This window comes from Brakhagea baltica, assembly GCF_052161605.1.
GTDB lineage: Bacteria > Planctomycetota > Planctomycetia > Pirellulales > Pirellulaceae > JBKCUI01.
Genome location: NZ_CP197409.1, coordinates 4,909,783 through 4,933,519 on the forward strand (window position 1 = coordinate 4,909,783; position 23,737 = coordinate 4,933,519).

Below are 23,737 nucleotides of genomic sequence, written 5' to 3' on the forward strand. Positions count from 1 at the left end.
AAACGTGAGTCTTTCATGTCTTTGCCTCCATGGTCTTTAGGGGTTTTCACCAGCATCGATGCCGGATTGGGTGTCCGTCTCGAAGTCGCCAAGGAACTCCAGGTTCCATCTATTCAGCTTCATACACCTCATGCCGAAGGCAGGAATCCTCAAGCTGCCGAGAGCTTCCAACAAAAACTGAAAGAATACGGAATCGAACTGACTTGCGTCTTTGGTGGCTTCGATGGCGAAAGCTATGCGGATATTCCGACGGTAGAGCGAACGATCGGTCTGGTTCCGGCGGAAACGCGCGCGGCACGTCTGGCTGAAATGCTAGAGATATCGGATTTTACCAAGCTTCTTGGTTGCTCCGTGATCGGCTTGCACGTTGGCGTCGTTCCTCACGATCGCAATTCCAAAGAATATGCCGATGTGCTCGAAGTAACACGACAACTCTGCAACCATGCTGCCCGCAATGAACAAAACGTTCACCTCGAGACAGGACAGGAGACCGCTGAAGCTCTATTGCACTACATCGAAGACACTGGGTGCAACAATTTGTTCATCAACTTCGATCCTGCCAACATGATTCTGTACGGGACCGGAGAACCGATTCCCGCGCTAAAGCACGTCGGCAAATACGTCAGAAGCGTACACTGCAAGGATGCGACCTGGAGTGACAAGCCTGGTGTCACATGGGGGTGCGAAGTTCCACTTGGGGCAGGGCAAGTTGACATGGCTCTGTACTTGAAGACCCTAAAGGAGATCGGTTACCGTGGCCCCCTGACAATTGAACGCGAGATTCCACAAGAGCCAGAGAGACAAAAGGCCGAAATCCTGCACGCAACCACGTTGCTAACCAAGCTTACTCGTGAAATCCTTCCCTCCTAGTTACTTGCAAAGTGTGAAATCGTGAATGCAAAATCCTCTCTTGCGTTATTGCTTTGTCTTGCCATGACCTCAAGCAGTCCGCTGTTCGCCCAACCCAAAAAGGCAAACTATGACGAAGCGCTCGTCAATATGGGTGAATTGCCTCCTCTTCTGTTGAAGACCGACGGAAGGGCAGTCACAGCAAGCGAATGGGAGTCGCACCGCAGTGACTTGGTAAAGGTTCTTTCGGAGCACCAATTCGGATTTCTCCCAACGGACTCGTGTACGATCACATTTGAGAAGGTTGAGTCAGGGTTGATGTATGACGGGAATACATTGCGAGAGCAATACGTGGTTCACCTCGCAACCGAACATGCTTCCCTTGATGTGGAACTGGCCTTGTTCTTGCCGACTAAGCAGACTCGATCTGGAGGTTTCTTAGGGCTCAATTTCCAAGGAAACCATGCGTCGGTCACGGATCCAGCCATGAGAATCCCGACCAGCTGGATGCGAGAGAATCCGAACGCTGGGGTCGTGGACCATCGAGCTACAGAAAAGGGACGAGGAGCCGAGAAAGATAGATGGCCCATTCGGGAAATCAACGAACGAGGATTCTTTGTCGCCACGGCTTACTACGGAGACATCGACCCTGACTTTGATGATGGTTTTCAGAACGGGGTCCATTCGCTGTTCCCCGAGTTTCGATCGACCGATGAGCATACCAATCGCTGGGGCTCTATCGGTGGATGGGCCTGGGGATTGTCACGACTGCTCGATGTCCTAACGCAACATGACGCTGTTGATGCATCACGCGTCGCTGTTATCGGCCACTCGAGACTTGGCAAGACGGCACTATGGGCTGGAGCGACTGACCCACGATTCGCACTCGTCATTTCTAACAATTCGGGTTGTGGAGGTGCAGCGATCGAGCGTCGTTACTTTGGGGAGACGGTCGCAATCATCAACAAGGCATTCCCGCACTGGTTCTGCGGCAATTTCCGGCGGTTCGACGATAACGAATCCGAGATGCCACACGATGCGCATACGCTCGTCGCGTCGATTGCTCCCAGACCTGTTTACATCGCGAGTGCAACCAAAGACGAATGGGCAGACCCGAAAGGGGAATACTTAAGCGGTTATTATGCCTCTGCTGTTTATGAATTGCTCGGTTACAAAGGTCTCGAATCAGAAACCAAACCTGCTCCTGGTATAAGTGTAGGAGATCGAGTTGGCTATCATGTACGCGAGGGTGCACATGACATTTTGCCCGAAGATTGGACTCACTTCATGAACTTCGCCGATCGTCATTGGAAGTAATTGGGCAATGGCATGACCACCACGAATATTGACAGCGCGGCAGAATTGTTGAGCCAAGCAAAAGCCGGCGATTTTGCAGCGTTCCAAACGTTGATTGGGACTTTGCAACCGCGGGTGTTTGGCCTGGCGATGCGAATTGTTAGAAGTACGCATGATGCGGAGGATGTCACACAGCAGACTTTTGTCGCATTGATTGAGCACATCGATTCGTTTCGCGAGGAATCCTCGCTCTCAACCTGGGTGCTCAAGATCGCGACCAACTTTGCCTTGAAAATTCTGCGCAAGCGAAAAACTGTCTCCATGTCGAGCTTCTCCGAGATTACCAAGGAAGACAGCTACGGCGATCTGCCACACCCTGAGTTTATTGCTCCTTGGACGGAAACCGCTCAGCAGATTGCCGAGCGGCATGAGTTTCAGGACGAGCTAGAGCGAGCTCTGGACGGCTTGGACGAAAAATATCGTTCGGTTTTTTTACTGCGGGACGTCGAACAACTTTCAGTTCGCGAAACGTCCGAAGCCCTCGGGCTCACCGAATCGACCGTAAAGGTGCGACTGCTACGAGCTCGGCTCATGCTCCGCGAGGAAATGACCAGGCGTTTTGGGGATCCGAATCAAGCGTTACAACCCGACCACAAACACGAATAACCTTTTGCAAGATTTGTAACTTAATCGAGAGCCGTGCATCTAAGCTATTGTAAGAGGACCAATCCATGACCTGTGAAGAACTACTAAAAGCCTTAAACGACTATGTCGACGGTGCGGAATTAACCGAGATTTGCGAGGAATTTGCAGAGCATTTGGCGGGCTGCAACCCTTGTCAGGTAGTGGTGGACAATATCCGCCAAACGATCGCTTTGTATCACAACGGAAAACCGTATGAGATGCCGAGCGCATTTCATTCTGCCCTTCAAGAAACGCTCAAGGCGAAGTGGCTGGAGAAGTTCGGCGAGAAATCTGTCCACGCGTAGGGCGTCTCCTGGCTTGCTTCGCATTGCTAGTCACTGTACGGCTAACGCCGTTACGCTCCTATCTCTAGTTGTTGCTCACCTTATTGCCCTATTTTTCCAGTCCTCCCTGATCGTTCCATTTTCTCTAGTTGCCATAGGTGGCATAGGCTGACGGCCGCCGGGAAGATGTCCAGCCAATCGGGCCGAATCAAGCTTGAGCCACGGCAGCGTTCGGCCGAAGAAGAGATGGAGGATTTTGAACTCAGATCAATGGATTGATGGCATTACCAAGCTTCATGCACTATTGGTGATGGCAGCAGACGCAAACAGGGATGAAACGGATGTCAAACGGTGCGCAGCGAGGATCGCGTGGTTGGTTCTACGCCATGTTGGTCGCGGGTAGCATGTTTGCCGTGTTCTACTTTGGGAACACCTACAACAACTTTGGGAGGCCCACATACCGGGACCCGAGGACCTCGTTTCTGACGGTCTCAACAAACGTCAATCCCAAGCAAAAGATTGCCGCCCCAGCTTATCCATCAGTTGTTGCATCGGAACCGCTCGAGAATTTGGTAAATGACGCGTCTTGGCTCGACTATAACAGATCGAGTACTCATTCGGTCTCGTTGTTTGCCCCTCCTGCCTCTGCGACACTGTTCGCACCCTCGACGACAGGGCTAGACAGCGTCGAAGAGACGATTTCTTACGGCCGAGCGCCGGAGATGCTAGCGGCAACACAAGCAACCCAGCCGCAGCCTCCTATGGAGTTGGTTTCCAAAATCAAGGAAGTCAAAGAGGTTCAGCCGAAAACCTCGTGGACGGCACGAGGCTCCATTTCCAACATGGCACCTTCTCAGAATTGGCCAGAACCCAAGCAGTTGAAGGAGCAGATCGAATCCGTAAAGATTCTTCTCGATGCAGAGTCTGATCAGAACCTGCTCGCATGGTTGGTCGATTTGTCAACATCGCTAGATGTTTTGGCACAAAGCAGGTTGAACGAGGTAGCCATATCAGAGATCTTGACCCACATTAGAAACATTGGGATGGAATTTGCCGAGTACGCCAGTTTTATTGCCTCGGACCGGCAAGAGATTTCCGCCTCGCTGGCCCGGTTGGCCTATTCTATCGAACGTCGCGTATCGGTCTGGACTGCGATTCATACTTGCATTAGCAAACCTGCAGCCCCCATATCCCTCCGATTCACCGATTCCAGCGAGGTGATATTCTCTCAAGTGATGGACGAGACGTCCTACTCAAACACTAATGAGTTTCCAGGCCGTCCGAATCATTCGTTAGAGTATTCGGTCGACGCGGTGAGAGCGTTGATTGCTCGGACCGGACAGCCGGAGTCTTGGAAGTCATACCTGATGCTCGATGAGATCGCTGCACTCAATGCTCCTCACGTGGATCGGGAATCTAAAGCTAAACTGGCTCGACGATTCCTGAATCACGTATTGGCAACGCATGTGACGAACGAGCAATCAAACTTCTTGCGGTCCGACGAAATCAGGGAGTTGGCCTCATTGGTCCACCCTTGGACAGTAAGCCCCGTCGATTATCGACAGCTCCTTGAGGATATCGAGATGCTCGAATCCAATCCGACGCACCGATGCAGCGTTACGCTTTCGGACGCGATCCAATCCTTGCGTTTTTCGGCAAATACAGAACAGGCTGCCATAAGCCAGGCGATTGCATCGCACTATAAGAACGCAAACGTGCGGGTCGCTATCTCGGAGACCTTTGTTAACCGGATGCTCCCACAATCCAACACAGTAGAGAAGCCTGTTCGCCAAAACATTCTAGGTGCTGATACACGTGGGGCAAGCGTTGTCACCACTCACCTCCAAGCGGACTTTAAGCCGGATGACTACGGCTGGACGATAGCTCTTAACTTAGATGGTGATGTTAGCAGCCAAACCAGATCAAGCCGAAACGGGGCAACGTTTTACAGCCACTCTCTCGCCAATGTGAACGCGGCGCGATCGATTCGCATTCACCCGCAGGGCTTTGAAGTTAACGGAAGGCCCGCCACTGTACAGTCCAGCGATTCGCTCAAAAAGCTGTCGACCGAGTGGGATAACTTGCCCATATTCGGCGATGTTGTTCGAAGCATCGCAAAGAATGAGTTCATGGAAAAGCGACCGGTTGCTCGACGCATTGCTCAAACGACCATCGCTCGAGAAACGGACCGAGAATTCGACACGCAGTTGAATTCCAAGATACGCAATTCACAAACCCAATTCGAATCCCGCTTGCTAAGCCCGCTTCAGGGACTCAGCTTAGAGCCAACAATCGTTTCGATGAATTCCACTGAAGAGCGGCTCATTGTGCGTTATCGAGTGGCTAGTGATTCACAGATGGGAGCTAACACGGCCCGCCCGATCGCTCCAGCGGACAGTTTGATGTCGGTGCAAATACACCAATCCGCATTCAACAACGTAGCAAGCCAAATCGTGACTGGCGGCAAAGATTGGTCAGCGCAAGAGCTCGCGGATCATATCTCCGATCTTCTCAAGCAACCGCGCAAGACCCTAGAGTTAGAGCAAGGTGAGGATGTCCGAGTCAGGTTTCAGCCTAACAACCCGATCACGTTAGATTTTCAAGACGGTAAGTTATGGCTTACGCTCCGCATCGAATCGATTGAGCAACCAGGTCGCCTGCTGATAAAGAACTTTAACATTCACGTGGCTTACCAACCGACGGTTAACGGCTTGTGGGCAGGGCTCCAACGCGATGGAACAGTCAGTGTCGAAGGCCCCAAGATCAGTGCCCGTGATCGCCTGCCATTGAGAACGATCTTTACGAAGGTTCTGGCAAATCAAGATGCGATCCCGGTCGTGGCCGATTGGATTCTCGAGGACGAACGGGCACAGGGGCTCGCGGTATCGCAACTTGTTTTGCGGGATGGATGGATTGGAGTCGCCATCAGCGAAGCGAACTCACCGCATGTTGCTATTCTAGAGAAATCCATGCAACGCTAGTCGATGAATTTCCAACCTCCTTCGGGAGGTGGGAAGCCCATGATGGCGTGATAGTGGCGCTGTTGTTCTTCGAGCCACTTATCCGTCTTGTAGGTCGAACGACCGCGGGCAATATTGTCAGCGTGTCGAAGTCTCGAACGAGCTAAGGCAAAGTCCTCCTTAGCGACCGCAGAGATCGCTAGGTTGTGCCACGCAGCGGCATTGGTCGGATGCTGGTCTGCGGCCGTTTGCCATTCTCTTTCCGCAAGATCCCAACGCCCTTGTCGAGCGTATCCATTACCTTTACGAACTTGAGACGCCCCTAACCAGAACCATGGTAGATCGAGGATTACGTCGTCCGGCTTTAGCTGCGGCGATACTAACTGCCATCCCCGGTATGCAGCTAGAGAGACCAGACTGGATTGCTCCATTTGTAACTGATTGCCGGCGGCTTTGATCGCTTTCTTGACATCTGACTCTGTCGTGTCAATCGTCTTTTCAAGAACTCTTGCTCCCGTGTGCACATCTACAACAGTCCAGTGCACCGTTAGATGCATTTCATCATCCTGCATGCCGAACAGTTTGTCGAAGAAGGATCGCCGCTCTTGTTCGGGTGGAGTGAGTTGGGCGAAAACGACGTTGGCTTGGAGCATAAAATCAGCGTTGGTGTTGCGAGCAGCGCCGACCGCTGCCGTTTCGTTGGGCTGATCGTCGAACGACACCAACTGAATCTGACTAGCGGTCGCCAGTTGGTCCGGCGTGACCGCGAGTAACATCGGGTTGGGTCGAGGAATGGTTGCAACGATCGAAGTCTCAAGCGATTTCGCCGCGCTTCGCAATTCCTCGACGGAAACGAATTGACTCGTCGACATTGCTCTACTGGCAACACCCACAGGAGAGATGGCCACCCGAACAATCCCTGGTTTGGAGATCTCTCCCGCTTTCCAAGTACTAATCGGAGCCGTCATCTGGCAACCCAGTAGGCTCGCAAGGAGCGAAAGCTGGATGGATCTCACCAATCGCTTACGAACAGATTTGTGCGCCGATGTTGTTTTAGTATCGTCCACGTGACAAGCTCCCGTTGTTGGAGGTCATGGGAAGCGAGGGAGAAGATTGCCCTGGCATATTGGTCATCTGGGACGCGGTAGCCTGCGATGCTCCAGCATGATGAATCTGAGTAGATAAAGGCCCTCGGTATTCAATCCAGAGCAAAGCATCCATGCGTTGCCCCACCGCTGGGATGATACGATTAAGTCCAAACAGAGAGGGGGGATTAGCCAATAGTGTGTTATCCTGGGGGGCATTGGGGGCGGCTACAATTCCACACGACAGTAATAGAATTTGGTCGGTGGGCCAATCGATTCGCTCCTGCAAACGCCAGGAAACGATCTGCGGGACCTCGATAAAAGCAGCTTGGGTTTGATTTCCGCCCATGGGTAGATCGATACGCACCTGATTGAGTCGCTCGACTTGATCGATCTCACACTTAATCATAAGCTCTGCTTGACGTCCATCCAAACTCATGAGCGGGCTGAACTGTAACCGAAAGCCTTCCTTAATTTCCTCGGACACAGAAATCATCGGTGGGTAAGGGGCAGCGGTGTTGCGAACATATTCCTTCAGATAATTTCGGGAACGAAGTTGTTCGAGCGCCTGGAGTTGTCCGTTGTACAATGGAATCTCAACGGCTTGCAGTTCCTTTGCATCCGAACGTTCTCTGAGTTGCGATATGAGAATGGCACCATTTTCCTTAGGCATTAGCCACGCTTGCACGCCACTTGAAGCAGCAGGTATGGATCGCATCAACCCCATCGACCGGGCTCGCCACTGAGGGTTCGCCACCTGGATCATGCGCAGCCCAAAGACCTGTGGCTCAGATGCACCATTGACGAATCGTTCGTAAAGCGCAGCGATCTTGTTGTGCATCGAGTTCGTGTGAAAAACTCGTAGGGTTGATTTATCAGCCGTTATGACGCCGGTTACTTCGCCAAACCAGGAATCAGTTCCCGTTTCTCGCAGAATCCAGTCGATTAAGACCTGCTGAGGCCGCTCCATATTCTTGACATTCTCAGTGTAGGCACGAATGTCGTATTCCACCCAGTACTGGCCGGCGTTATTGGGGAGCTTGACGTCTGGGACCAATTTAGGTGCCAATACCGACGGTCCCTTTGGTTGACGATTCTCCGGAGGGGATTGCGTTTGAGTAGGCTCCTGAGCAGACGACGGTGTAGTAGGCGCTGTAGCAGGCGACTGCATAGGCTGCTGTGGACCGAGGGGTGCAGCAGTTTCTTGCGCGAGCGCTATGGTCGCTGGGCTAAGAAGCAACGTCGTTAAAGCCAATAGTTGCTGCAAATAGAGTTTTTGTATACGAATCATTATTCTGCCACATCGGTTGAGCTAACCAAATCCTGGCAGAGGGATATCAAATTGGGCAACTTGGGCCAATGCTGATTTCGCTATAAAGAAACGCTAGCCAATCGCTTGCTTCGCCGCCTCAAGCGTGTTGCGAAGAAGCATTGCAATCGTGAGGGGGCCAATCCCCCCTGGAACCGGCGTGATAGCGCTCGCGACCTCTTTTACTTGGTTGTAATCCACATCCCCCACAATGCTGTCCCCCAATCTGTTGATGCCCACATCAATCACGACAGCACCCGGTTTAATCATTTCCGCCGTGATAAAGTTCGCCTTGCCAATCGCGGCAATAACGATGTCCGCTCGCTTCAGGATAGACGGCAGATCCTTGGACTGGCTGTGAGCGCACGTGACCGTCGCGTTAGCATTGGTGGAACCACACGGCCCAGTTCGCTGCAATAGCATGCTTACTAACGGCTTGCCGACGATGTCGCTGCGGCCGATGACGACGACCTCCTTGCCCGTGGTTTCGATTTGGCATCGGTGTAGTAACTGCATGACCCCATGCGGTGTACATGGCAAAAACCGTGGCCGACCCTGAGACATGAGCCCGACGTTCTCGGGCGAAAACGCATCAACGTCTTTGCTCGGCAAGACCCGGTCCAAAACCAGACGTTCGTCGATCTGCTTCGGCAGCGGCAACTGAACCAAAATACCGTGAACCGACGCATCGCGATTAAGTTCATCTAATACGGCGAGGAGTTGTTCCGTCGTCGTGTCGGACGGCAATCGCAAAAGCTGGCTTTTCATTCCAGCTTTTTCGCATGCGATCTCCTTGTTCCGAACGTACACCTGGCTCGCAGGATCCTCCCCCACCAAAATAGCTGCTAAGCAAGGAATGGTTCCCGATTTTGCAATAAACTCGCCGACCTCGACTTGGATTTCTCGACGAATCTCGAGAGCGATGGTTTTCCCGTCCAGTACTTGTGCGGTCATTTTGTTGATAGGGTTCGTGGGTTAAGGTCTTCGTTTCGGGATATCGGCAAAGCGTCTATTTGTTATATTCTTGTTGTAGTCATTGCGTAGAGGATCCATTGCTCCTTCGCAAAATTAGTTTGAATTCTCCTCTCGTTTTCATTTCAAAGTAGATCATCGATGTCAGATACCGGCGCACCAGAAAAGCTCAGCCCTGTCGAAGGGATCAAGGCTGAGAGTCGTTTTTTGCGTGGAACAATTGGATCGGAATTAAAAACCGACAGCGACCATTTCGGCAAGGATGACTTGCAACTGCTCAAGTTTCACGGAACGTATCAGCAAGACGATCGAGAAGCTCGCAGCAAAACCGCAGAGGGCAAGAGCGAGAAAGCCTACAGCTTTATGGTTCGCAGTCGGATTCCCGCCGGAATCATGACCAGCGATCAGCTCATTGCGCACTTGGATCTGTGCGACACGATCGGTAATACCACTCTCAAGGTGACCACTAGGCAGGGGCTCCAGCTCCACGGAATTCTCAAGTCTGACTTGAGAGAATGCATCCGTCGCATTAACGAGGTGCAACTGAGCACCCTATCGGCGTGTGGTGACGTCAATCGAAACGTTATGGCTTGTCCCGCTCCCTACTCAGATGGCATTCGGCCACAATTGCAGCAGCTGGCCTATGATCTCGCGATGCATCTGGCACCGCGTACCAAGGCCTACTACGAACTATGGATTCAAGATCCCGAGACGGGCTCTGAGTCTCTAGAGGGTGGTAGTGACGAAGAGTACGAACCAATTTACGGCAAGGTCTACTTGCCGAGAAAATTTAAAACAGCCATCGCCTTGGCAGACGACAATTGCACCGACGTTTACACCAATTGCCTCGGCTACATCGGCGTTGTCCGCGATGGAGAATTGATCGGCTACAACGTCGCGGTCGGAGGCGGGCTAGGTGTCACCCCTAGCGCCAAGAAAACTTTCCCCAGGCTTGCGACTCGCATGGCATTCGTCACCAAAGAGCAAGCGGTCGATGTGGCTGAAGCGGTGGTCAAGGTTCAGCGAGACTTTGGTTATCGCGATGATCGCAAACGGGCTCGTCTCAAGTATCTGATTCATGATCGGGGCATCGAATGGTTCCGAGACCGTGTTGAGGAATACTATGGCTCCAAGCTGACCGACTGCACGCCGGATGATGTTCACGAACACAATGATCATATTGGCTGGGATCAGCAAGGAGACGGTCGTTGGTTCTACGGTTTCAATGTCGAGAATGGTCGACTCTATGACAACGAAAATCGTGCTTGGAAAAAAGCCCTGCGTGATATCTGCTCCGAAATCAATCCCGAGATTCGACTCACAGCCCATCAGAGCATCCTATTCTGCAACATTGAAGACAAGGATCGCGAAAAGCTATCCATGCTGATCAAACGCAGAGGATTGCCACTGTCGGAGGAGATTTCCAACGTGCGGCGTTGGTCGATGGCGTGTGTCGCCTTGCCAACGTGCGGATTGTCTATCACCGAATCAGAGCGTGTGCTACCGGCGGTTATGGATGAGTTCGAAAAAGTGCTTGCCGATCTGGAACTGGACAAGGAGTTGTTCACCGTACGCATGACCGGCTGCCCGAACGGTTGTGCCAGACCCTATAACGCGGATATCGGATTCGTCGGCAAAGCTAAGGGCAAGTACACAATTTACGTGGGTGGCACTCGCCTGGGCACGCGACTCGGGTTTATCTTCAAGGACCTGATCCCGCTGGAGGAGCTAATCAGCACCTTGAAGCCGCTCTTTGTCAGTTTCAAACAGGACCGTGAAGCCGACGAGTCGTTCGGTGATTATTGCACGCGTCTAGGTCTGGAACAGCTACTCGCGTTGTCAGTGGAAACCTAACGATCTGCCGATCGAGGGGTATGATGGGTGATCGTTTTTTTAGCGAGAAACGTGAGGCTCCGCAGGACAAGCCTGCGGCATCTTTCCACCGTCTATAAGCAAAGCCCCAACCACCCAACCAAGTGCTTAGACCTTAATCAAAGAGGGCACGAGCAAAAGACTCGGGGTTGAATTCAGAAAGATCCTCGAGTTTCTCGCCAAGCCCTACGAACTTGACCGGCAGCGCGAATTGCTCCGAGATCGGAACCACGACACCTCCCTTGGCGCTGCCATCAAGCTTGGCCAACACGATTCCCGTGCAACCTGCAGCTTGAGAAAAACCCTTGGCCTGGCTAATCGCGTTCTGTCCTGCGGTAGCATCCAGAACGAGCAAAACCTCGTGCGGCCCATCGGCGACTTGCTTCGCAACGACTCGCTTAATCTTTTCGAGCTCCTGCATCAAATTCGATTGCGTCTGCAATCTCCCTGCGGTGTCGAGAATGCAGACATCGTACGACTCTTCTACCGCTTTTTTTGTGGCACGAAAAACCACCGTCCCAGGATCGGAGCCTTGTTCGCCCAAGACAATATCGCAACCGATTCGCTCCGACCAAATCCGCAATTGCTCAACCGCTGCCGCGCGAAACGTGTCGCCAGCCCCCAGGAGCACCCGCTTGTTATTTTGGACCAAGCGATGTGCCAGCTTAGCGATCGAAGTCGTCTTGCCGGAGCCATTGACTCCGACAACCAAAATGATGGTGGGCCCCGAAGAGGCGAATTGGAGCTGTCCGCTCGCGTTGCTGAGCGACTTGGCAATGTTGTCTCGAATGATCGTCAAACATTCTTCGAGCTTAATCCGTCTGCCTCGAAACTCGCCATGAATCGATTCGCGGATCTTGGTCGCCATGGAGTTACCCATATCGGTTCGGATCAAAATGGCGTAGAGGTTCTTTAAGAAGTCGTCATCTACCAGTTCCCCCTCACTTTTCCAAAGGTCGCGAATGTCTGTTCGCAGCAGTTCATTCGTCTTGGAGAGTACGCGGCTCCACCAACTGGACTCCTTTTTCGCCGGGGAATCAGATTGTGCAGCCAAAGGAACTTGTGTATCAAGTTCAACGGAGTTCCCTAATTTGGTTGTCGCTTCCCCCGTTTGAAGCTGATCGGGGGGGGGAGTTATCGGCTCGGCTGTGGTTTGCTTTTCAGTGGTGGTTTGCTTACGTTTCCAGAAAACCATCGGGGATTTCTACTTTCATACTGGGCCATTTCGGGCCATGCAGGGCGACCAAAAACTGTTGTGGGCCTATTGTCGCGTTACTTGTCTGGCTGTGTACTGCAAAATTCGCTTGACTTGGGGGAGTAGGGTTGAATAGTTTAGATAGAGGGTAAAGGGTTCCGCATATCAGAATTGAGGAGCTTCTTCATGAATGCGAAAAACGATTCATCCGATTCCAACAATCGGCTACTAGAACGGTTCTTTACCGGGCTCTCCGAGTACGCTTTCTACTCGCAGTTGGGGGTTACGGATACGGAACTGGTTAATTACGTGAGCAATTTACTGATTCGCTTCACGAAAACCGATGCTCTGCACCGAATCCGGCAGCTGAATGGGCGGCGTGCGACCGAGGTGGTGACGCTCATGGCGGAGTCTCAGCATCGAATCGGCTTGGCGAAGCGCGAGATTCATCGGCATATCGGTGACTTTACGCTCTTCTGGACCGGCTTGTACCCCGAGTCGCTGCGGGGGCTCCAAGCGATCGAAAAGTCCGACCAATTCGTGAGCTACTGCTACGAAGGGAAGAAGGCTTATGAAATTGCCAGCGAGATCGAGGCCGACGAGCCAGAGAAAGTTCCCAACTCGTTACTGCATCGCCTGAGTGAGCAGTTCGAGATGTGTGCTTACGGACTGCGGGAAATCAGACGGCAATGGGAAGAAGGTGCTGGCCCCCAAGGTGCCATTATCTCCTAGCACGCATGCGTCCAACATGCGAGTGCGTCTTAAATGTGGTGGGATTCTGAAGCTTCTCGATGATCGCCACCGTGAACGGGACCTCACCTCCCCAGCCACGCTTTCGCGGTCTGACCCTCTCCAAACGGCGTTTGGGGAGGGTGAAGTCGGTAGCCATCACCAAGAATTATCGCAATTCTGGCGAATCCCACTACGGTAGAACTGTTACTGCCGGTCGCCTCATACCTACTGGCCGGGGATCCAGAGTTTGCTTTCCCCTTTTTCCTCAGGAGCAGCGGCTGGTTGACCGGGTGTCCAAATTCCTGAAGCAGGTGCGCTGCTTGGCGATACGGCTGCGCCGGCTTGGCCGGGCATAGCCCCTCCGCGAGCTCGCATCTGTTGTTCTCGCATCATGGCCATCTGGACGAACTGCAACAGCGCCGGGTCCTCTGGGTTGTCTCGGAGCGATTGCTCAAGATACATGCGAGCCTCAGTTCCTCGCCCCATGCTCGAAAGAATTTCGACCCGTTCCAAAACCGCATTGCCCATAGGCACTCCGACCTTCTTCGAAGCCTCCGCGATCTTGAGCAGCAGCTTCTCAGCCACGTTCGGATCGTTAGTCAATTGAGCTTTGAGGTTTAAAACGGTGTACTCGGCGGAATCCTTGACCTCATCTGGCCATTGCATCTGCTCGCTTCGTTCGACTAGAGCTTCTGACAAGCTGGCCACACCATGCGAAAGGGCGGACTGCATCAACTGGACCAACGGTACCGGCTGGATGGTGCTGAGGTCGGTCCAGAAATAGGCTGCTCCACCGACCGTGTCGAACACATCTGTTGACGAATCAAGGCTGGGTTGCTTGAGGTTTAGTTGTTGATGTAGCTCTTTGTATTTGGAGTCGGACAAGCCACTGGTTCCAGTTCCTTGCCAGTGCAGAAGCAAGCCAGCCAACGCGACGCTCTTTGAGCCGTCAGTCGACGCTTCTCTCGGAGCGACTCCCCCCAAGCAATCCAATGGATAGTCTAGGAAACTATCGACAACATGCTGCCTAGTCAGATTGCGGAACTCAACCGATCGCTCGGCTGGAATCTCTTTCTTGACCAAAACGGAGCCGCTCACCTGGGAAGCATAAGTCGTTGGGAGGGATTCCAATAGCTCTCGCTTGAGTCCGGTAACGCCGATCATTCCCTTGACTTTTTCAAGCAAATCGCGACGCGGGCCACGGGGGGGCTCGAGCGCGATCAAGCGAGCAGGCTTGTCGGTTTGGCGTCCGTAAAAAGCCAGCCAAGATCCCGTTCGGCTAGCATCCACATCGGCAAATTGCTCTTGGAACAACGGTTCGACGCAGACGTAGCAAGCCTTTGGCGGAACCTCTTCATTGAGGATCGCCGTCAACAAGCCTTTGAATTGCTCGACGGGAACCGGAACCAAATTTTCGCAGGTCGAGAGCTTCTCATCAAAGCCGGTATCTTCAATCTCGTACTGGCATAGCTCTTCGAGAACGGCAGCTCCGTTCGATCGCGGGCCTAGCTCATAAGCCATCGCTTGGTAGTAAATGCGTTGCGGCTCAGCCAAATCGGCTACGTTCGCAAGCTTCTTGCAGGTCCCGGCTGCGGTGTCGGTATCGGCCAGCATCAATTGGCAGTACAGCAACCGCTGTAGAATCGGAGCTTGTGGACCGAATTCGCGTTGGATTGATTCCAATTTTGTCTTGGCCGCCACGATGCGATAGCCACCGAGCAACGCGTCGGCTTCGGCGAGTCGCTCGGCGTACTGCGTCCCATCCCCTTCGCTTGGCGAAGGGAGGGATTCGCGGCTAAGGATGTTCGCATTCGTCTGCGAGGCAAGTTGCGAATGGGCTTGGAATCCGAATTTGGCGATCTCATCATCCATGTCCATCAGCATTTCCGCATGAAGCAGAGCCGACAGAATTTGGCCACGCTGGGCCATGGTCTCGAGCAGATTCAACGCGACTGTAGGCGTCAGAGCCGGCAGCGTTTCCGTGGAGTCTCCGATGGCCTGCAACAGCAACGAAGCCCCTTCCTCGGTGTTTCCTCGAATGACGGCTAGCAAGGATCGATACAGCTTGGCGAGGGGGTTATCTGGCTGCAAGCGGATGAACTTGGCCGAAGTTTCCTCTAGAGGCTCGATTTCCCGGAGTTGCAGTAGCAACTGGCACTTCATAGCCAAAAGCCAGGGAGCTGATGGAGACGTTTGCAGGTTCTGATTGATTCGGTCGAGTGCAGCAACGTTCTGCTCGCCAGCAATCATGCGATGGATTTTTTCCATCTCAGCAAAATTTTTGGTGGGGCATTCGCAGAATTTAATCTTGGATCCGTTGCCGCAAGGGCAGTAGCTATATTGGTCTAGGCTACTCATTCGCGATTCGCTCGTCTGTTTGGCACTGTGAAACGGTCGAACTCGGGGCTCGACTTTTGGAATTTCTGGAGGGGTTACCCCTGTTTTGATAACCGTCAGTGTATCATTTTTTCGATGGGTGCCCATGAGCGATTCGAGGTTCCTCACCGACAAACTTGGGAACCTAGCCTTCTACTCCCCGGACCTAGGACAACATCTGTGACCGATATACCGTCCCAAAACGAACGGACTATTTGCTTGAGAAGCTTGGAAGAATGCGAGGATTTCGCCAGAAAGCTAGCATCTCACCTAAAAACACCGTGCTGCCTAGCCTTGGAGGGAACCTTAGGGGCTGGAAAAACGCAGCTCACACGGTTTTTGGCATTGGCTCTGGGGGCGGATAGTTCCAGCATTTCCAGCCCCACGTTTGTGTTGCTACAAACTTACGCCACGACTCCGGCGATGGTCCATGTCGATGCCTATCGCATTGCCGACGAGGATGAGTTCCTGGAAATCGGTATCGAGGAGTATCTCGAGAGTGATTGCGTTACCGTTATCGAGTGGGCCGATCGATTTCCCGATATCCTGCCTCGAGATCACCTTAGCATCCGGTTGGAGTTGAGTGCCAACGACGCTTCTAGAGTTGCCATGCTACGAGCAACAGGCGATCGATCGAACCAGCTTCTAGAAGACATTTTGCCTACACTGAACAGATAGACGCTTCGCGTTGTCCCCTCACTCCCGTAGCAGTGCCAACAACTCGGAAACAGACCCTGGCCTGGATTGAACTGCTTTCTTGAGTGCAAGCCTAGCGACGCTTGCCAGCTTATGCTGAAGTTTGTGCTGATCTGCTGTGCAATGGGTGTCAGGAATGACAACATCCGAATCCGCCAGCGTTTCCCAAATACCTGCTCCATCGTGTGGGGCGCGGCCAGTCAGGAGATAAAACGCCAAACCTCCGATCGCATAAATGTCGGTCGCAATGCCAACCTCACCATAGGCCGGCGAGATTTGCTCAGGGGCGGCGAATCCAAGCGTCCCTCCCAACGCGGCAATCGAATCCGTTTCGGCAGCCTCCTGGTTGCGTTGAGTCGCATGCCTTGCGAACCCGAAATCGATCAACACGACTCTCCCCGCCGTATCCACCAAGATGTTATTCGGAGTCAGATCGCCGTGAATAACCCCGGCGATATGTGTCGCCGATATCGCTTCGCAAATTTGCACAAGCCAACCTACGCATAACGAAGCATCATTCGGCCTGAGCTTAGCCAAGGGCTGACCATCAACATAGTCACTGACGAGATACGGACCACCGTGCGGCGATTGCCCCCATCCGTGATACTTGATCACTGAAGGGTGGTTGACCTTGGACGCTTGATCGATCTCTCGTAAAAACGAGTCTCCACTCTCCCGACTCGACCACAAGTGCCTGTGCATAAACTTGACCGCAACGACCTGCCCATCTGCTTGCATGCGAGCCAGATAGACCTTTCCTAGGGCACCACTACCAATCAGCTTTCCCAAAACGAATTGTCGGTAACTTATGTTGGGGAGACTGATACTCCCGCGAGCATCGCTGGACGGAATGTGCGGAATGTATAAGTGTTCGCTCGAAAAGGCACGGCCTGCAAGAATTTCTTTTATGGCAGCGATACGCCTGCGAATGGTTCGTTCGTCGACTCCCAGTAGATCGGCGATCTCTCGTTGTGTTCTATTTTCCAGTAGCTGTTCGAGCAACTGCGATTGTTCTGCGTTGAGCAACTCTTGGACTCCTTCCAGAATCTCATCTGCAGCAGCCGTTGTAGGTTCTGATAGCAAATCGGGCATTACCTGCTCGAGCGATAGCCGCGTCTGTCTACCACCTCGCTTTAAGGCCGATTCGCGTTCCAAATTCCTGGCTAGTTTTCTTCTGGTAAAGGTCGCCAGAAGATTCCATGCGGATGCTGTGCTTTCTAACTTGATGGACGGTTTAGCTCCTGCTCCTGTAACACGGAAGAAGCTCCCCATGGCTGACTGAACGACATCTTCGGGATCGATGGAGTCGCGAAACTTTTTACTGAGTCTAGCTGCAACCAACGCAACGAGACGGACCTGGTAACGTGCTAGGAGGACTCGTGCTGCTTCGTGCGAGCCGCGATGCCAGAGCTCGACCAGTTCCTGGCTGGATCGATTGGCCAGAATCGAATCCGAATTATTTTTCGATTTGCTGTCCGGTTTCACGCTCAGATTCGCATCTCCTTGTACGCCCAGCTCGTTTTCCCGATTTTAGCATAAGGAGCTCCATGATGACGATGGTCGTTACAGAACCATGCCAAGGTTGCAAAGATAGAGGTTGCTTGCCCGTTTGTCCCTGCGATTGTTTTTACGAGGATGCTGACATGGTTTACATCCACCCCGAAGAATGCATAGATTGCGAAGCCTGCATTTACGAATGTCCGGTGCAAGCCATTTTCTATCATGAGAACGTGCCGTCTCCTTGGCTTCACTTTATCGAGCTAAATGCCAAGCGGTCCCAAGAATGCCCCCCGGCAAAACCGAAATAGTCCGCTCGATAGAAAACACGTAGTTTTATATCGGTCAACTGACGCTACCGCAAGCTTGAGGCAGAACCATTTGCAACGCATTTTTTTAACGATAAGCTCACATATCTTCGCTACTTTCTGAGGTACTTTCGAGTAAAACGTGATGAACAAACGTCCGTGGGTATCACGTTAAGATTTAGATTGAAGTAGGATTCTCAAGCATGAAATCTCCGGTTGTACAACGAATCATCCACGTCTTTCGCGAAAGAGGCTCCGAGAGCTATGGATCAGAAGCGGTTACGCAGTTGGAGCATGCGATCCAAGCGGCATTGCTTGCAGAACAAAATGATGCACCGTCAAAATTGATCGTGGCGGCGCTGCTGCATGACATCGGGCACATCCTCGGAGATATGCCGCTGCCTGCTTCAGAAGAAGAAAACTATGACGATCAACACGAGAGGCGTGCGTACGGTTGGCTCAAGGAACACTTCGGTGCAGCAGTTGCCGATCCCGTGCGATTGCATGTTGACGCCAAAAGGTACTTGTGCACCGTCGACCCTAGCTACGCGGACAGTTTATCTCCCACCTCGCTCAAAAGCTTTCACGATCAAGGCGGCATAATGAGCCCCGAAGAACGAAAGCAGTTTGAGAGCGAAGCATTCTTCGAAGATGCCGTACGATTGAGGAGATGGGATGACGAGGCGAAGCGTGCTGATATGCAGATGCCCGAGATTGAATCCTTTGAATACCTACTAGAATCCTCGCTCCAAGTGACTTAATCAGCATGCTGCGACTCATTCGCCAAGGACTAGCGGACAGCCCTTTGTTTCTCAATGTCTGGGCATTGGCCGCCGCGTTTTCGACTTACTTTTTCATGTATATGTTTCGCAAGCCATTCACAGCAGCTTCGTTTGCTGTGGATGCGGAAACGGCTTGGGACGGCAAGTCGGTGATCGTGGCCTCGCAGATCATAGGCTACTTTTGCTCAAAATTGATTGGCATTCGGGTCATCTCCCAAATGCCCGCTTCGCGCCGCGCGAGCGCACTCTTCTCGCTCATACTGGTTTCGCATCTTGCGCTGCTTCTCTTTGCAGTATTACCAGCCCCCTGGCATATCGTGGCGATTTTTTTTAACGGTTTGCCGCTGGGGATGGTGTTTGGGCTTGTCTTGGGATTTCTCGAGGGGAGGCGGTTGACTGAAGCGCTCGTCGCCGGACTTTGCGGTAGCTTTATCATTGCAGGAGGCTACTCGAAAACGATCGGGCAATGGACGTTAAACGTTCTGACAGAATCGCTCTCGTTTTCATTGGCGAGTGCAGAACGTTGGATGCCCTTTATGGCCGCGAGCTTCTTTCTCGTTCCGATTGGTGTATCGGTTTGGATGCTAGCCCAAATCCCTCCCCCCACGGAATTAGATGAGCAGTTGCGAAGCGAACGGCGTCCCATGAACAGCTCAGATAGATGGCGAATGCTCCAACGTTACGGTGTTGGCATGATGGGGGTCGCAGTGTTTTATCTCGTGACCACGATCCTTCGCAGTCTTCGAGACGACTTTGCACCACAGATCCTAAGCGGTATGGGGGCAACGATTAAGGCCTCGGACTACGCGTGGATCGATACTCAAGTCGCTGTTTTCGTGCTGGCTATCTCTGGTGGTACCGCATTCCTCCGAAGCAATCGGTTGGCGCTTCAAGCATCCCTCGCTATCTCCTTGCTCGGGTTTACATTGCTCGCAGTCGCGTTGGTTGCCAGCGATTGGTTATCGCCCGTTCAGTTCATGGTGGTGATTGGAGCGGGATTGTACCTACCATACTTGGCAGTCCACACAACGGTCTTTGAGAGATTGATTGCACTGACCCGGGATCGAGGAAACATCGGCTACTTGATGTACGTCGTCGATTCCATTGGCTATATGGGCTACGTCGTGATTCTTTTTCTTCCGAAGGATGTGCTGCTGGGGGACCTCAGCGCCGACGCCCAGTTTTACTCAAGTTTTCGAGGCTACTGCTGGTATGGGCTGATGTTCGGATGCTTAGCGACTCTGGTGGCACTCGTCCATTTTTCCGTGTTGCGTTCGGATCGACTCGAGCAGGCTAATTAAGTCGTGTGCGTCCCGAAAAAGTCGGCGTTCAGCGAATTTTACGAATGTGTTTGATAAAGTCCCGCTCGAGTTTCTCCAGATCTTCTCCGAAGCAAGCTTGAAACAGAGCCAGCCTTTCTTTGGAGCTCGATGGAGAACCGACGGGTAGTTGGCGAATGATCCCCAAGTACTTCACCATTCCTTTTGGGTTCGAATTGACCAAAAAGTGGAACAGCCCCCATGCTTCGGCATAGCCCATGGTAGTCGTCTCGGCACTGCGGAGTCGACCGTCGTCGGTGAGCAAAACAGCGAGGGAGTCCGGAGTACGACTCGGAAGAATTTGGATCAGGTTGCTGTAATTAAAGGTGTTGAGCTTTCCAATGCCATTGGGAGTTTCGAAAAAAGTAGCGATCCCTTCGCTAAGCCAAAGAGGATTGTCGCCGAGCCTAGTTTGCAAGCCACAGTTGAAGGCCATTTGATGGGACGCCTCATGAATAACCGTGGAGACCGTCCGCTCCGCCTCTGGGCGAGCCAAGATCGTGTTAAGCAAGGCTTCGCGATTGACCTTCACGCCCGGAGGCAAAACACCTTCGATACCAGTTAGGTCATAAGAAGCGAGTCGATTTTTTGTTTGATGGTAGTACCCAAACGTTCCCTCAGAGCCTTCAAAATCTTGCTTAGCATAGGCAACATAATCCTGCTTCGTCGCGAAGATTAGAGCGACTAGGGGAAAACGAGGCTTTTGAAGCTTTAGCCCTTTCGATTGCCAAAATTTCAGGAATCCTGCCAATCGCGTTTCGTAGAGCTTTGCGTTCCACCGCGCGTAGGTTTCCGTGGTGTTGTAACAAACGACATAATGCTCGGTCACGAAAAAACTACTGCCGGACGGCATCTCAGCGAGAATTTTCTCTCCCAGTTCTTTGGCCGGGGTGATAGCGAGCGGCCCGGTTTGCACCTCAATCGACTGCAATTGATCTGGACTCACAACCACCAGAGTCCCGTCACCGTCCAGAATCAGATGTCCCAAGTCGGGTCGTTCTGCGACAAGCTCCCCGGTTGTCTGGCGTACGCCAGTAGAGGTTTGGTAGGTGATACGGACCACTTGGGGCGAGGTAGACTCCGATCCCTCTGCCTCAATTTGGGCTGGGGCATCGGTGGACGCGAACAGCCCGCAAAGCAACACAAAAACGATCGATACTAATCTCCAGGAGCTTGTACGACAGTGATTCAGCATAAAAGCTCCTAATGGTGCATAAACACAAGCCCGTGTGATGGGTTGCGGTTGAAGGCTAATCGTCTTTGGAGCCGGTTGGCGGAATCCCCCGCCGGAAGACGGCGACGATGTCGTCGACTGGAACTACGTACAACTGGTTGTCCGCCTCAAAGTCGACAGGAATCGCACTTTTTGGGTGAAACAAAACCTTATCGTACTGTTTTAGCGGCACATCTTCGTCGTGTTCAACCTGTCGGCTTATGGTGACGATTCTGCCGGTAATAGTAGGAATTTCAGCAGCATCGGGCAATGCGATTCCTCCCTTGGTTTCGCGTTTAGGCTCGTCCTTTCTAACAAGAACACGGGCCCCGATGGGTTCAATAACATCCAATTCTATTTGTTTTTTTGCCATGACGACAGCATAAGGGAGTGCTCGAAATCGACAAGTACTTTTGGCCTTGCATCAATCTTAGTTTTCGTCATACTCCTGGGCTTCCCAAAAACGGAAAGTCTTGTAAAAGGCTGAAAACAGGGGTACGTCGGATGGCACAAGGTCGATTCGATTCCCAGAAAACTGATTTAGAAACATTTTAGGCAATGATCGAAACAATCGAAGTAGCGAATCGCGAAGCGCGTGGCACGCGGGCGATGATCAAAATTCGTGAAAGTGGCAATATTCCTGCGATTTTGTATGGTCACGGCGAAGAAAACGTTTGCCTGACGGTATCGTTGGACACCATTAACAAGCTGATCAAGCACGGCACAAAGTTGGTAAATTTGACCGGTGCGGTTAGCGACTCTGCTCTGCTCAAGGCAGTTCAGTGGAGCAGCATGGGGGACTACATCATCCATGTGGACTTCACGCGAGTTTCACAGTCCGAGGCAGTGGATGTGACGTTGCCAGTGCAGTTGGCAGGTGAGGCTCCGGGAGCTTTGACAGCAGCGGGACAATTGCGATTTGTGACTCACCAGGTTACGATCCGGTGTCCAGCCTCGAAAATTCCTGAATTTTTGGTATGTGATATCAGCCAGCTCCAAATTGGGGATGCGGTTCACATGAACGAGTTGGTCTTGCCCGAGGGCGCAACGCCTGTGACGGTTGATTCGGTGGTTATTGCTCAGGTTGTGGCAGTAGCTGGCGGTTAATCGTAACCGATGAGAATTTATGGGAATCTTCGATAAGTCTTCTGCCGACATTTACATGGTGGTAGGCCTCGGGAACCCCGGCTCCAAGTACAATTGGACCAGACACAACATTGGATTTGAGTGCTTGAATCTGTTGCTCAACCACACTTCGGGCTTATCGGCCCACGGTGGAGGCGGGGCGGGAATTCAAAGCAAATTTGAGGGACAATTTGTCAAGTGCCAGATTGACGGACGGGATGTTCGGCTCGTTTGGCCCCTGACTTACATGAATCAAAGTGGGCGGTGCGTTAGCCAGTTCATGAGATTCTACCGTATCGAGCCGAAAAACGTTTTGGTGATTTGCGATGACCTGAGTTTACCATTGGGTAAAATTAGGATTCGGAAATCGGGTTCGAGCGGCGGCCAGAAAGGACTGGAAGACATCCTACGCTGTGCTGGAACGCAGGACATTCCCAGGCTGAGGATCGGGATCGACCCGACGCCACCACATTGGGATACGGCTGACTATGTCCTCAGCAAATTTTCGACAGCGGAAACGGAATCGGTTAAGATTAGTCTTGAGCGCGCCGTTCAGGCAGTCCGAAGATGGTTGACGGTTGGGATTGAGCTAGCGATGAGCGACTTCAATGCCGATCCAACCACAAAGCAAAAGAAAATACCGAAGGCCGAAGGCGAATCGAAAGGTTCTCAAGAGCGGTCTTCAGATTTGAAACAACCCTAATTGAAATCATTCACGGCGAGACGAAAAAGCGCAGGAGTTTGAAAGTTGGCTACCGGAAATTACGAATGTTTCTTTTTGTTCGACAGCAATCATTATGCTCGGGATCCGGGTGGCGTCGCTGCGACTGTTCAGTCTCTAGTAACCGATCTCGGTGGCGAGATCTTGGTTAGCCGCTTGTGGGCGGAGCAGAGGCTTGCGTACCCGATCAAGGGGCACCAAAAGGGTACCTATTGGCTTGCCTACATCCGTTTGGATACACTAAAGCTAAAGGAACTGAATCGAGCTTGTCAGTTGACGGAAAGCTTGTTGCGGTTTTTGTTTGTCAAGGTGGACCCACGATTGATCGAAGCGTTGGTTGCCCACGCACAGGAAAAAGTTGTCGTTCCCGTCGACGCAAAGAAACTACAGGCAGTCGGTGTCGGCTCGGATGTCGACGATGAAGAAATCGAAGTCGAGGAAGAGTAAGATACTCCTGCTCGC

General features: G+C 52.4%; 22 protein-coding genes. 14 read left to right on the plus strand and 8 right to left on the minus strand.

The genetic code is table 11. The annotated features are described in order from the left end of the window. The first annotated feature begins 21 nt into the window (after positions 1-21). From SH449x_RS18865 to SH449x_RS18885, 5 genes are all read left to right on the plus strand, one after another. Positions 22-870, plus strand: a complete 849-nt coding sequence (locus SH449x_RS18865) for a sugar phosphate isomerase/epimerase family protein (protein ID WP_482381839.1) — start codon at positions 22-24, stop codon at positions 868-870. Between the two features lie 21 nt (positions 871-891). Continuing rightward, positions 892-2,166 (plus strand): alpha/beta hydrolase family protein, encoded by a 1,275-nt coding sequence (locus SH449x_RS18870; RefSeq protein ID WP_482377627.1) that lies wholly within the window; start codon positions 892-894, stop codon positions 2,164-2,166. Between the two features lie 12 nt (positions 2,167-2,178). Then, complete coding sequence (locus SH449x_RS18875; protein WP_482377628.1) at positions 2,179-2,811, plus strand: RNA polymerase sigma factor; 633 nt, start codon at positions 2,179-2,181, stop codon at positions 2,809-2,811. A 65-nt stretch (positions 2,812-2,876) separates the two neighbouring features. Next, positions 2,877-3,134: an anti-sigma factor family protein gene (locus SH449x_RS18880; protein ID WP_482377629.1), complete on the plus strand. Its 258-nt coding sequence runs from the start codon at positions 2,877-2,879 to the stop codon at positions 3,132-3,134. A 320-nt stretch (positions 3,135-3,454) separates the two neighbouring features. Beyond that, positions 3,455-6,094 carry a hypothetical protein gene (locus SH449x_RS18885; protein WP_482377630.1) on the plus strand — a complete coding sequence of 880 codons (2,640 nt, stop codon included), beginning with the start codon at positions 3,455-3,457 and terminating at the stop codon, positions 6,092-6,094. On the opposite strand, the gene SH449x_RS18890 is transcribed toward SH449x_RS18885, so the two are convergent. From SH449x_RS18890 to SH449x_RS18900, 3 genes are all read right to left on the minus strand, one after another. Then, complete coding sequence (locus SH449x_RS18890; protein ID WP_482377631.1) at positions 6,091-7,041, minus strand: tetratricopeptide repeat protein; 951 nt, start codon at positions 7,039-7,041, stop codon at positions 6,091-6,093. The two genes, SH449x_RS18885 and SH449x_RS18890, sit on opposite strands and share 4 nt — an antisense overlap. A gap of 85 nt (positions 7,042-7,126) precedes the next feature. Continuing rightward, positions 7,127-8,449, minus strand: coding sequence for a hypothetical protein (locus SH449x_RS18895; RefSeq protein WP_482377632.1), 1,323 nt, complete (start codon positions 8,447-8,449; stop codon positions 7,127-7,129). A 93-nt stretch (positions 8,450-8,542) separates the two neighbouring features. Continuing rightward, a complete protein-coding gene (locus SH449x_RS18900) occupies positions 8,543-9,421 on the minus strand; it encodes a bifunctional 5,10-methylenetetrahydrofolate dehydrogenase/5,10-methenyltetrahydrofolate cyclohydrolase (protein ID WP_482377633.1) in 879 nt (292 codons plus the stop codon). Positions 9,422-9,580: 159 nt separating this feature from the next. Between SH449x_RS18900 and SH449x_RS18905 the strand changes: the two genes are divergently transcribed. Continuing rightward, positions 9,581-11,293: an NADPH-dependent assimilatory sulfite reductase hemoprotein subunit gene (locus SH449x_RS18905; RefSeq protein WP_482377634.1), complete on the plus strand. Its 1,713-nt coding sequence runs from the start codon at positions 9,581-9,583 to the stop codon at positions 11,291-11,293. A 133-nt stretch (positions 11,294-11,426) separates the two neighbouring features. Here the strand turns inward: SH449x_RS18905 and ftsY are convergent, their stop codons facing one another. Further along, the gene (ftsY, locus tag SH449x_RS18910; protein ID WP_482377635.1) at positions 11,427-12,506 is read right to left on the minus strand and encodes a signal recognition particle-docking protein FtsY; all 1,080 of its coding nucleotides are present in this window, start codon (positions 12,504-12,506) and stop codon (positions 11,427-11,429) included. 186 nt (positions 12,507-12,692) lie between these two features. Between ftsY and SH449x_RS18915 the strand changes: the two genes are divergently transcribed. Beyond that, entirely contained in the window at positions 12,693-13,238 is a 546-nt protein-coding gene (locus SH449x_RS18915) for a hypothetical protein (protein WP_482377636.1), read from the plus strand. 225 nt (positions 13,239-13,463) lie between these two features. Here the strand turns inward: SH449x_RS18915 and SH449x_RS18920 are convergent, their stop codons facing one another. Beyond that, positions 13,464-15,506 (minus strand): tetratricopeptide repeat protein, encoded by a 2,043-nt coding sequence (locus tag SH449x_RS18920; protein WP_482377637.1) that lies wholly within the window; start codon positions 15,504-15,506, stop codon positions 13,464-13,466. Between the two features lie 288 nt (positions 15,507-15,794). Between SH449x_RS18920 and tsaE the strand changes: the two genes are divergently transcribed. Further along, positions 15,795-16,292 (plus strand): tRNA (adenosine(37)-N6)-threonylcarbamoyltransferase complex ATPase subunit type 1 TsaE, encoded by a 498-nt coding sequence (gene tsaE, locus SH449x_RS18925; RefSeq protein WP_482377638.1) that lies wholly within the window; start codon positions 15,795-15,797, stop codon positions 16,290-16,292. An 18-nt stretch (positions 16,293-16,310) separates the two neighbouring features. Here the strand turns inward: tsaE and SH449x_RS18930 are convergent, their stop codons facing one another. Next, complete coding sequence (locus SH449x_RS18930; protein ID WP_482377639.1) at positions 16,311-17,795, minus strand: protein kinase domain-containing protein; 1,485 nt, start codon at positions 17,793-17,795, stop codon at positions 16,311-16,313. Between the two features lie 65 nt (positions 17,796-17,860). On the opposite strand from SH449x_RS18930, the gene SH449x_RS18935 reads away from it, so the two are divergent. From SH449x_RS18935 to SH449x_RS18945, 3 genes are all read left to right on the plus strand, one after another. Further along, on the plus strand, positions 17,861-18,118 hold the full coding sequence (locus SH449x_RS18935; RefSeq protein WP_482381840.1) for an indolepyruvate ferredoxin oxidoreductase subunit alpha: 258 nt from the start codon (positions 17,861-17,863) through the stop codon (positions 18,116-18,118). A 200-nt stretch (positions 18,119-18,318) separates the two neighbouring features. Continuing rightward, entirely contained in the window at positions 18,319-18,876 is a 558-nt protein-coding gene (locus SH449x_RS18940; protein ID WP_482377640.1) for an HD domain-containing protein, read from the plus strand. 5 nt (positions 18,877-18,881) lie between these two features. After that, positions 18,882-20,198 (plus strand): DUF5690 family protein, encoded by a 1,317-nt coding sequence (locus tag SH449x_RS18945; protein ID WP_482377641.1) that lies wholly within the window; start codon positions 18,882-18,884, stop codon positions 20,196-20,198. Positions 20,199-20,226: 28 nt separating this feature from the next. On the opposite strand, the gene SH449x_RS18950 is transcribed toward SH449x_RS18945, so the two are convergent. Together SH449x_RS18950 and SH449x_RS18955 are read right to left on the minus strand one after the other, a co-directional pair. Further along, entirely contained in the window at positions 20,227-21,411 is a 1,185-nt protein-coding gene (locus SH449x_RS18950; RefSeq protein ID WP_482377642.1) for a DUF1570 domain-containing protein, read from the minus strand. Between the two features lie 55 nt (positions 21,412-21,466). Next, a complete protein-coding gene (locus tag SH449x_RS18955; RefSeq protein ID WP_482377643.1) occupies positions 21,467-21,802 on the minus strand; it encodes a co-chaperone GroES in 336 nt (111 codons plus the stop codon). Between the two features lie 185 nt (positions 21,803-21,987). On the opposite strand from SH449x_RS18955, the gene SH449x_RS18960 reads away from it, so the two are divergent. The 3 genes from SH449x_RS18960 to rpsF are packed head-to-tail and all read left to right on the plus strand — an operon-like array spanning position 21,988 to position 23,722. Further along, positions 21,988-22,536 (plus strand): 50S ribosomal protein L25, encoded by a 549-nt coding sequence (locus tag SH449x_RS18960; RefSeq protein ID WP_482377644.1) that lies wholly within the window; start codon positions 21,988-21,990, stop codon positions 22,534-22,536. A gap of 19 nt (positions 22,537-22,555) precedes the next feature. Continuing rightward, positions 22,556-23,257, plus strand: a complete 702-nt coding sequence (pth, locus tag SH449x_RS18965; protein ID WP_482377645.1) for an aminoacyl-tRNA hydrolase — start codon at positions 22,556-22,558, stop codon at positions 23,255-23,257. A gap of 45 nt (positions 23,258-23,302) precedes the next feature. Next, the gene (rpsF, locus tag SH449x_RS18970) at positions 23,303-23,722 is read left to right on the plus strand and encodes a 30S ribosomal protein S6 (RefSeq protein WP_482377646.1); all 420 of its coding nucleotides are present in this window, start codon (positions 23,303-23,305) and stop codon (positions 23,720-23,722) included. Positions 23,723-23,737: the final 15 nt, after the last annotated feature.

Bases quoted from the DNA above. Each gene is read 5' to 3' on its own strand.
- SH449x_RS18875 (WP_482377628.1), top strand. From the start codon at position 2,179: ATGACCACCACGAATATTGACAGCGCGGCAGAATTGTTGAGCCAAGCA.
- SH449x_RS18880 (WP_482377629.1), top strand. From the start codon at position 2,877: ATGACCTGTGAAGAACTACTAAAAGCCTTAAACGACTATGTCGACGGT.
- SH449x_RS18885 (WP_482377630.1), top strand. From the start codon at position 3,455: ATGTCAAACGGTGCGCAGCGAGGATCGCGTGGTTGGTTCTACGCCATG.
- SH449x_RS18890 (WP_482377631.1), bottom strand. From the start codon at position 7,041: ATGACGGCTCCGATTAGTACTTGGAAAGCGGGAGAGATCTCCAAACCA.
- SH449x_RS18895 (WP_482377632.1), bottom strand. From the start codon at position 8,449: ATGATTCGTATACAAAAACTCTATTTGCAGCAACTATTGGCTTTAACG.
- SH449x_RS18900 (WP_482377633.1), bottom strand. From the start codon at position 9,421: ATGACCGCACAAGTACTGGACGGGAAAACCATCGCTCTCGAGATTCGT.
- SH449x_RS18905 (WP_482377634.1), top strand. From the start codon at position 9,581: ATGTCAGATACCGGCGCACCAGAAAAGCTCAGCCCTGTCGAAGGGATC.
- ftsY (WP_482377635.1), bottom strand. From the start codon at position 12,506: ATGGTTTTCTGGAAACGTAAGCAAACCACCACTGAAAAGCAAACCACA.
- SH449x_RS18915 (WP_482377636.1), top strand. From the start codon at position 12,693: ATGAATGCGAAAAACGATTCATCCGATTCCAACAATCGGCTACTAGAA.
- SH449x_RS18920 (WP_482377637.1), bottom strand. From the start codon at position 15,506: ATGGAAAAAATCCATCGCATGATTGCTGGCGAGCAGAACGTTGCTGCA.
- SH449x_RS18935 (WP_482381840.1), top strand. From the start codon at position 17,861: ATGACGATGGTCGTTACAGAACCATGCCAAGGTTGCAAAGATAGAGGT.
- SH449x_RS18940 (WP_482377640.1), top strand. From the start codon at position 18,319: ATGAAATCTCCGGTTGTACAACGAATCATCCACGTCTTTCGCGAAAGA.
- SH449x_RS18945 (WP_482377641.1), top strand. From the start codon at position 18,882: ATGCTGCGACTCATTCGCCAAGGACTAGCGGACAGCCCTTTGTTTCTC.
- SH449x_RS18950 (WP_482377642.1), bottom strand. From the start codon at position 21,411: ATGCTGAATCACTGTCGTACAAGCTCCTGGAGATTAGTATCGATCGTT.
- SH449x_RS18955 (WP_482377643.1), bottom strand. From the start codon at position 21,802: ATGGCAAAAAAACAAATAGAATTGGATGTTATTGAACCCATCGGGGCC.
- SH449x_RS18960 (WP_482377644.1), top strand. From the start codon at position 21,988: ATGATCGAAACAATCGAAGTAGCGAATCGCGAAGCGCGTGGCACGCGG.
- pth (WP_482377645.1), top strand. From the start codon at position 22,556: ATGGGAATCTTCGATAAGTCTTCTGCCGACATTTACATGGTGGTAGGC.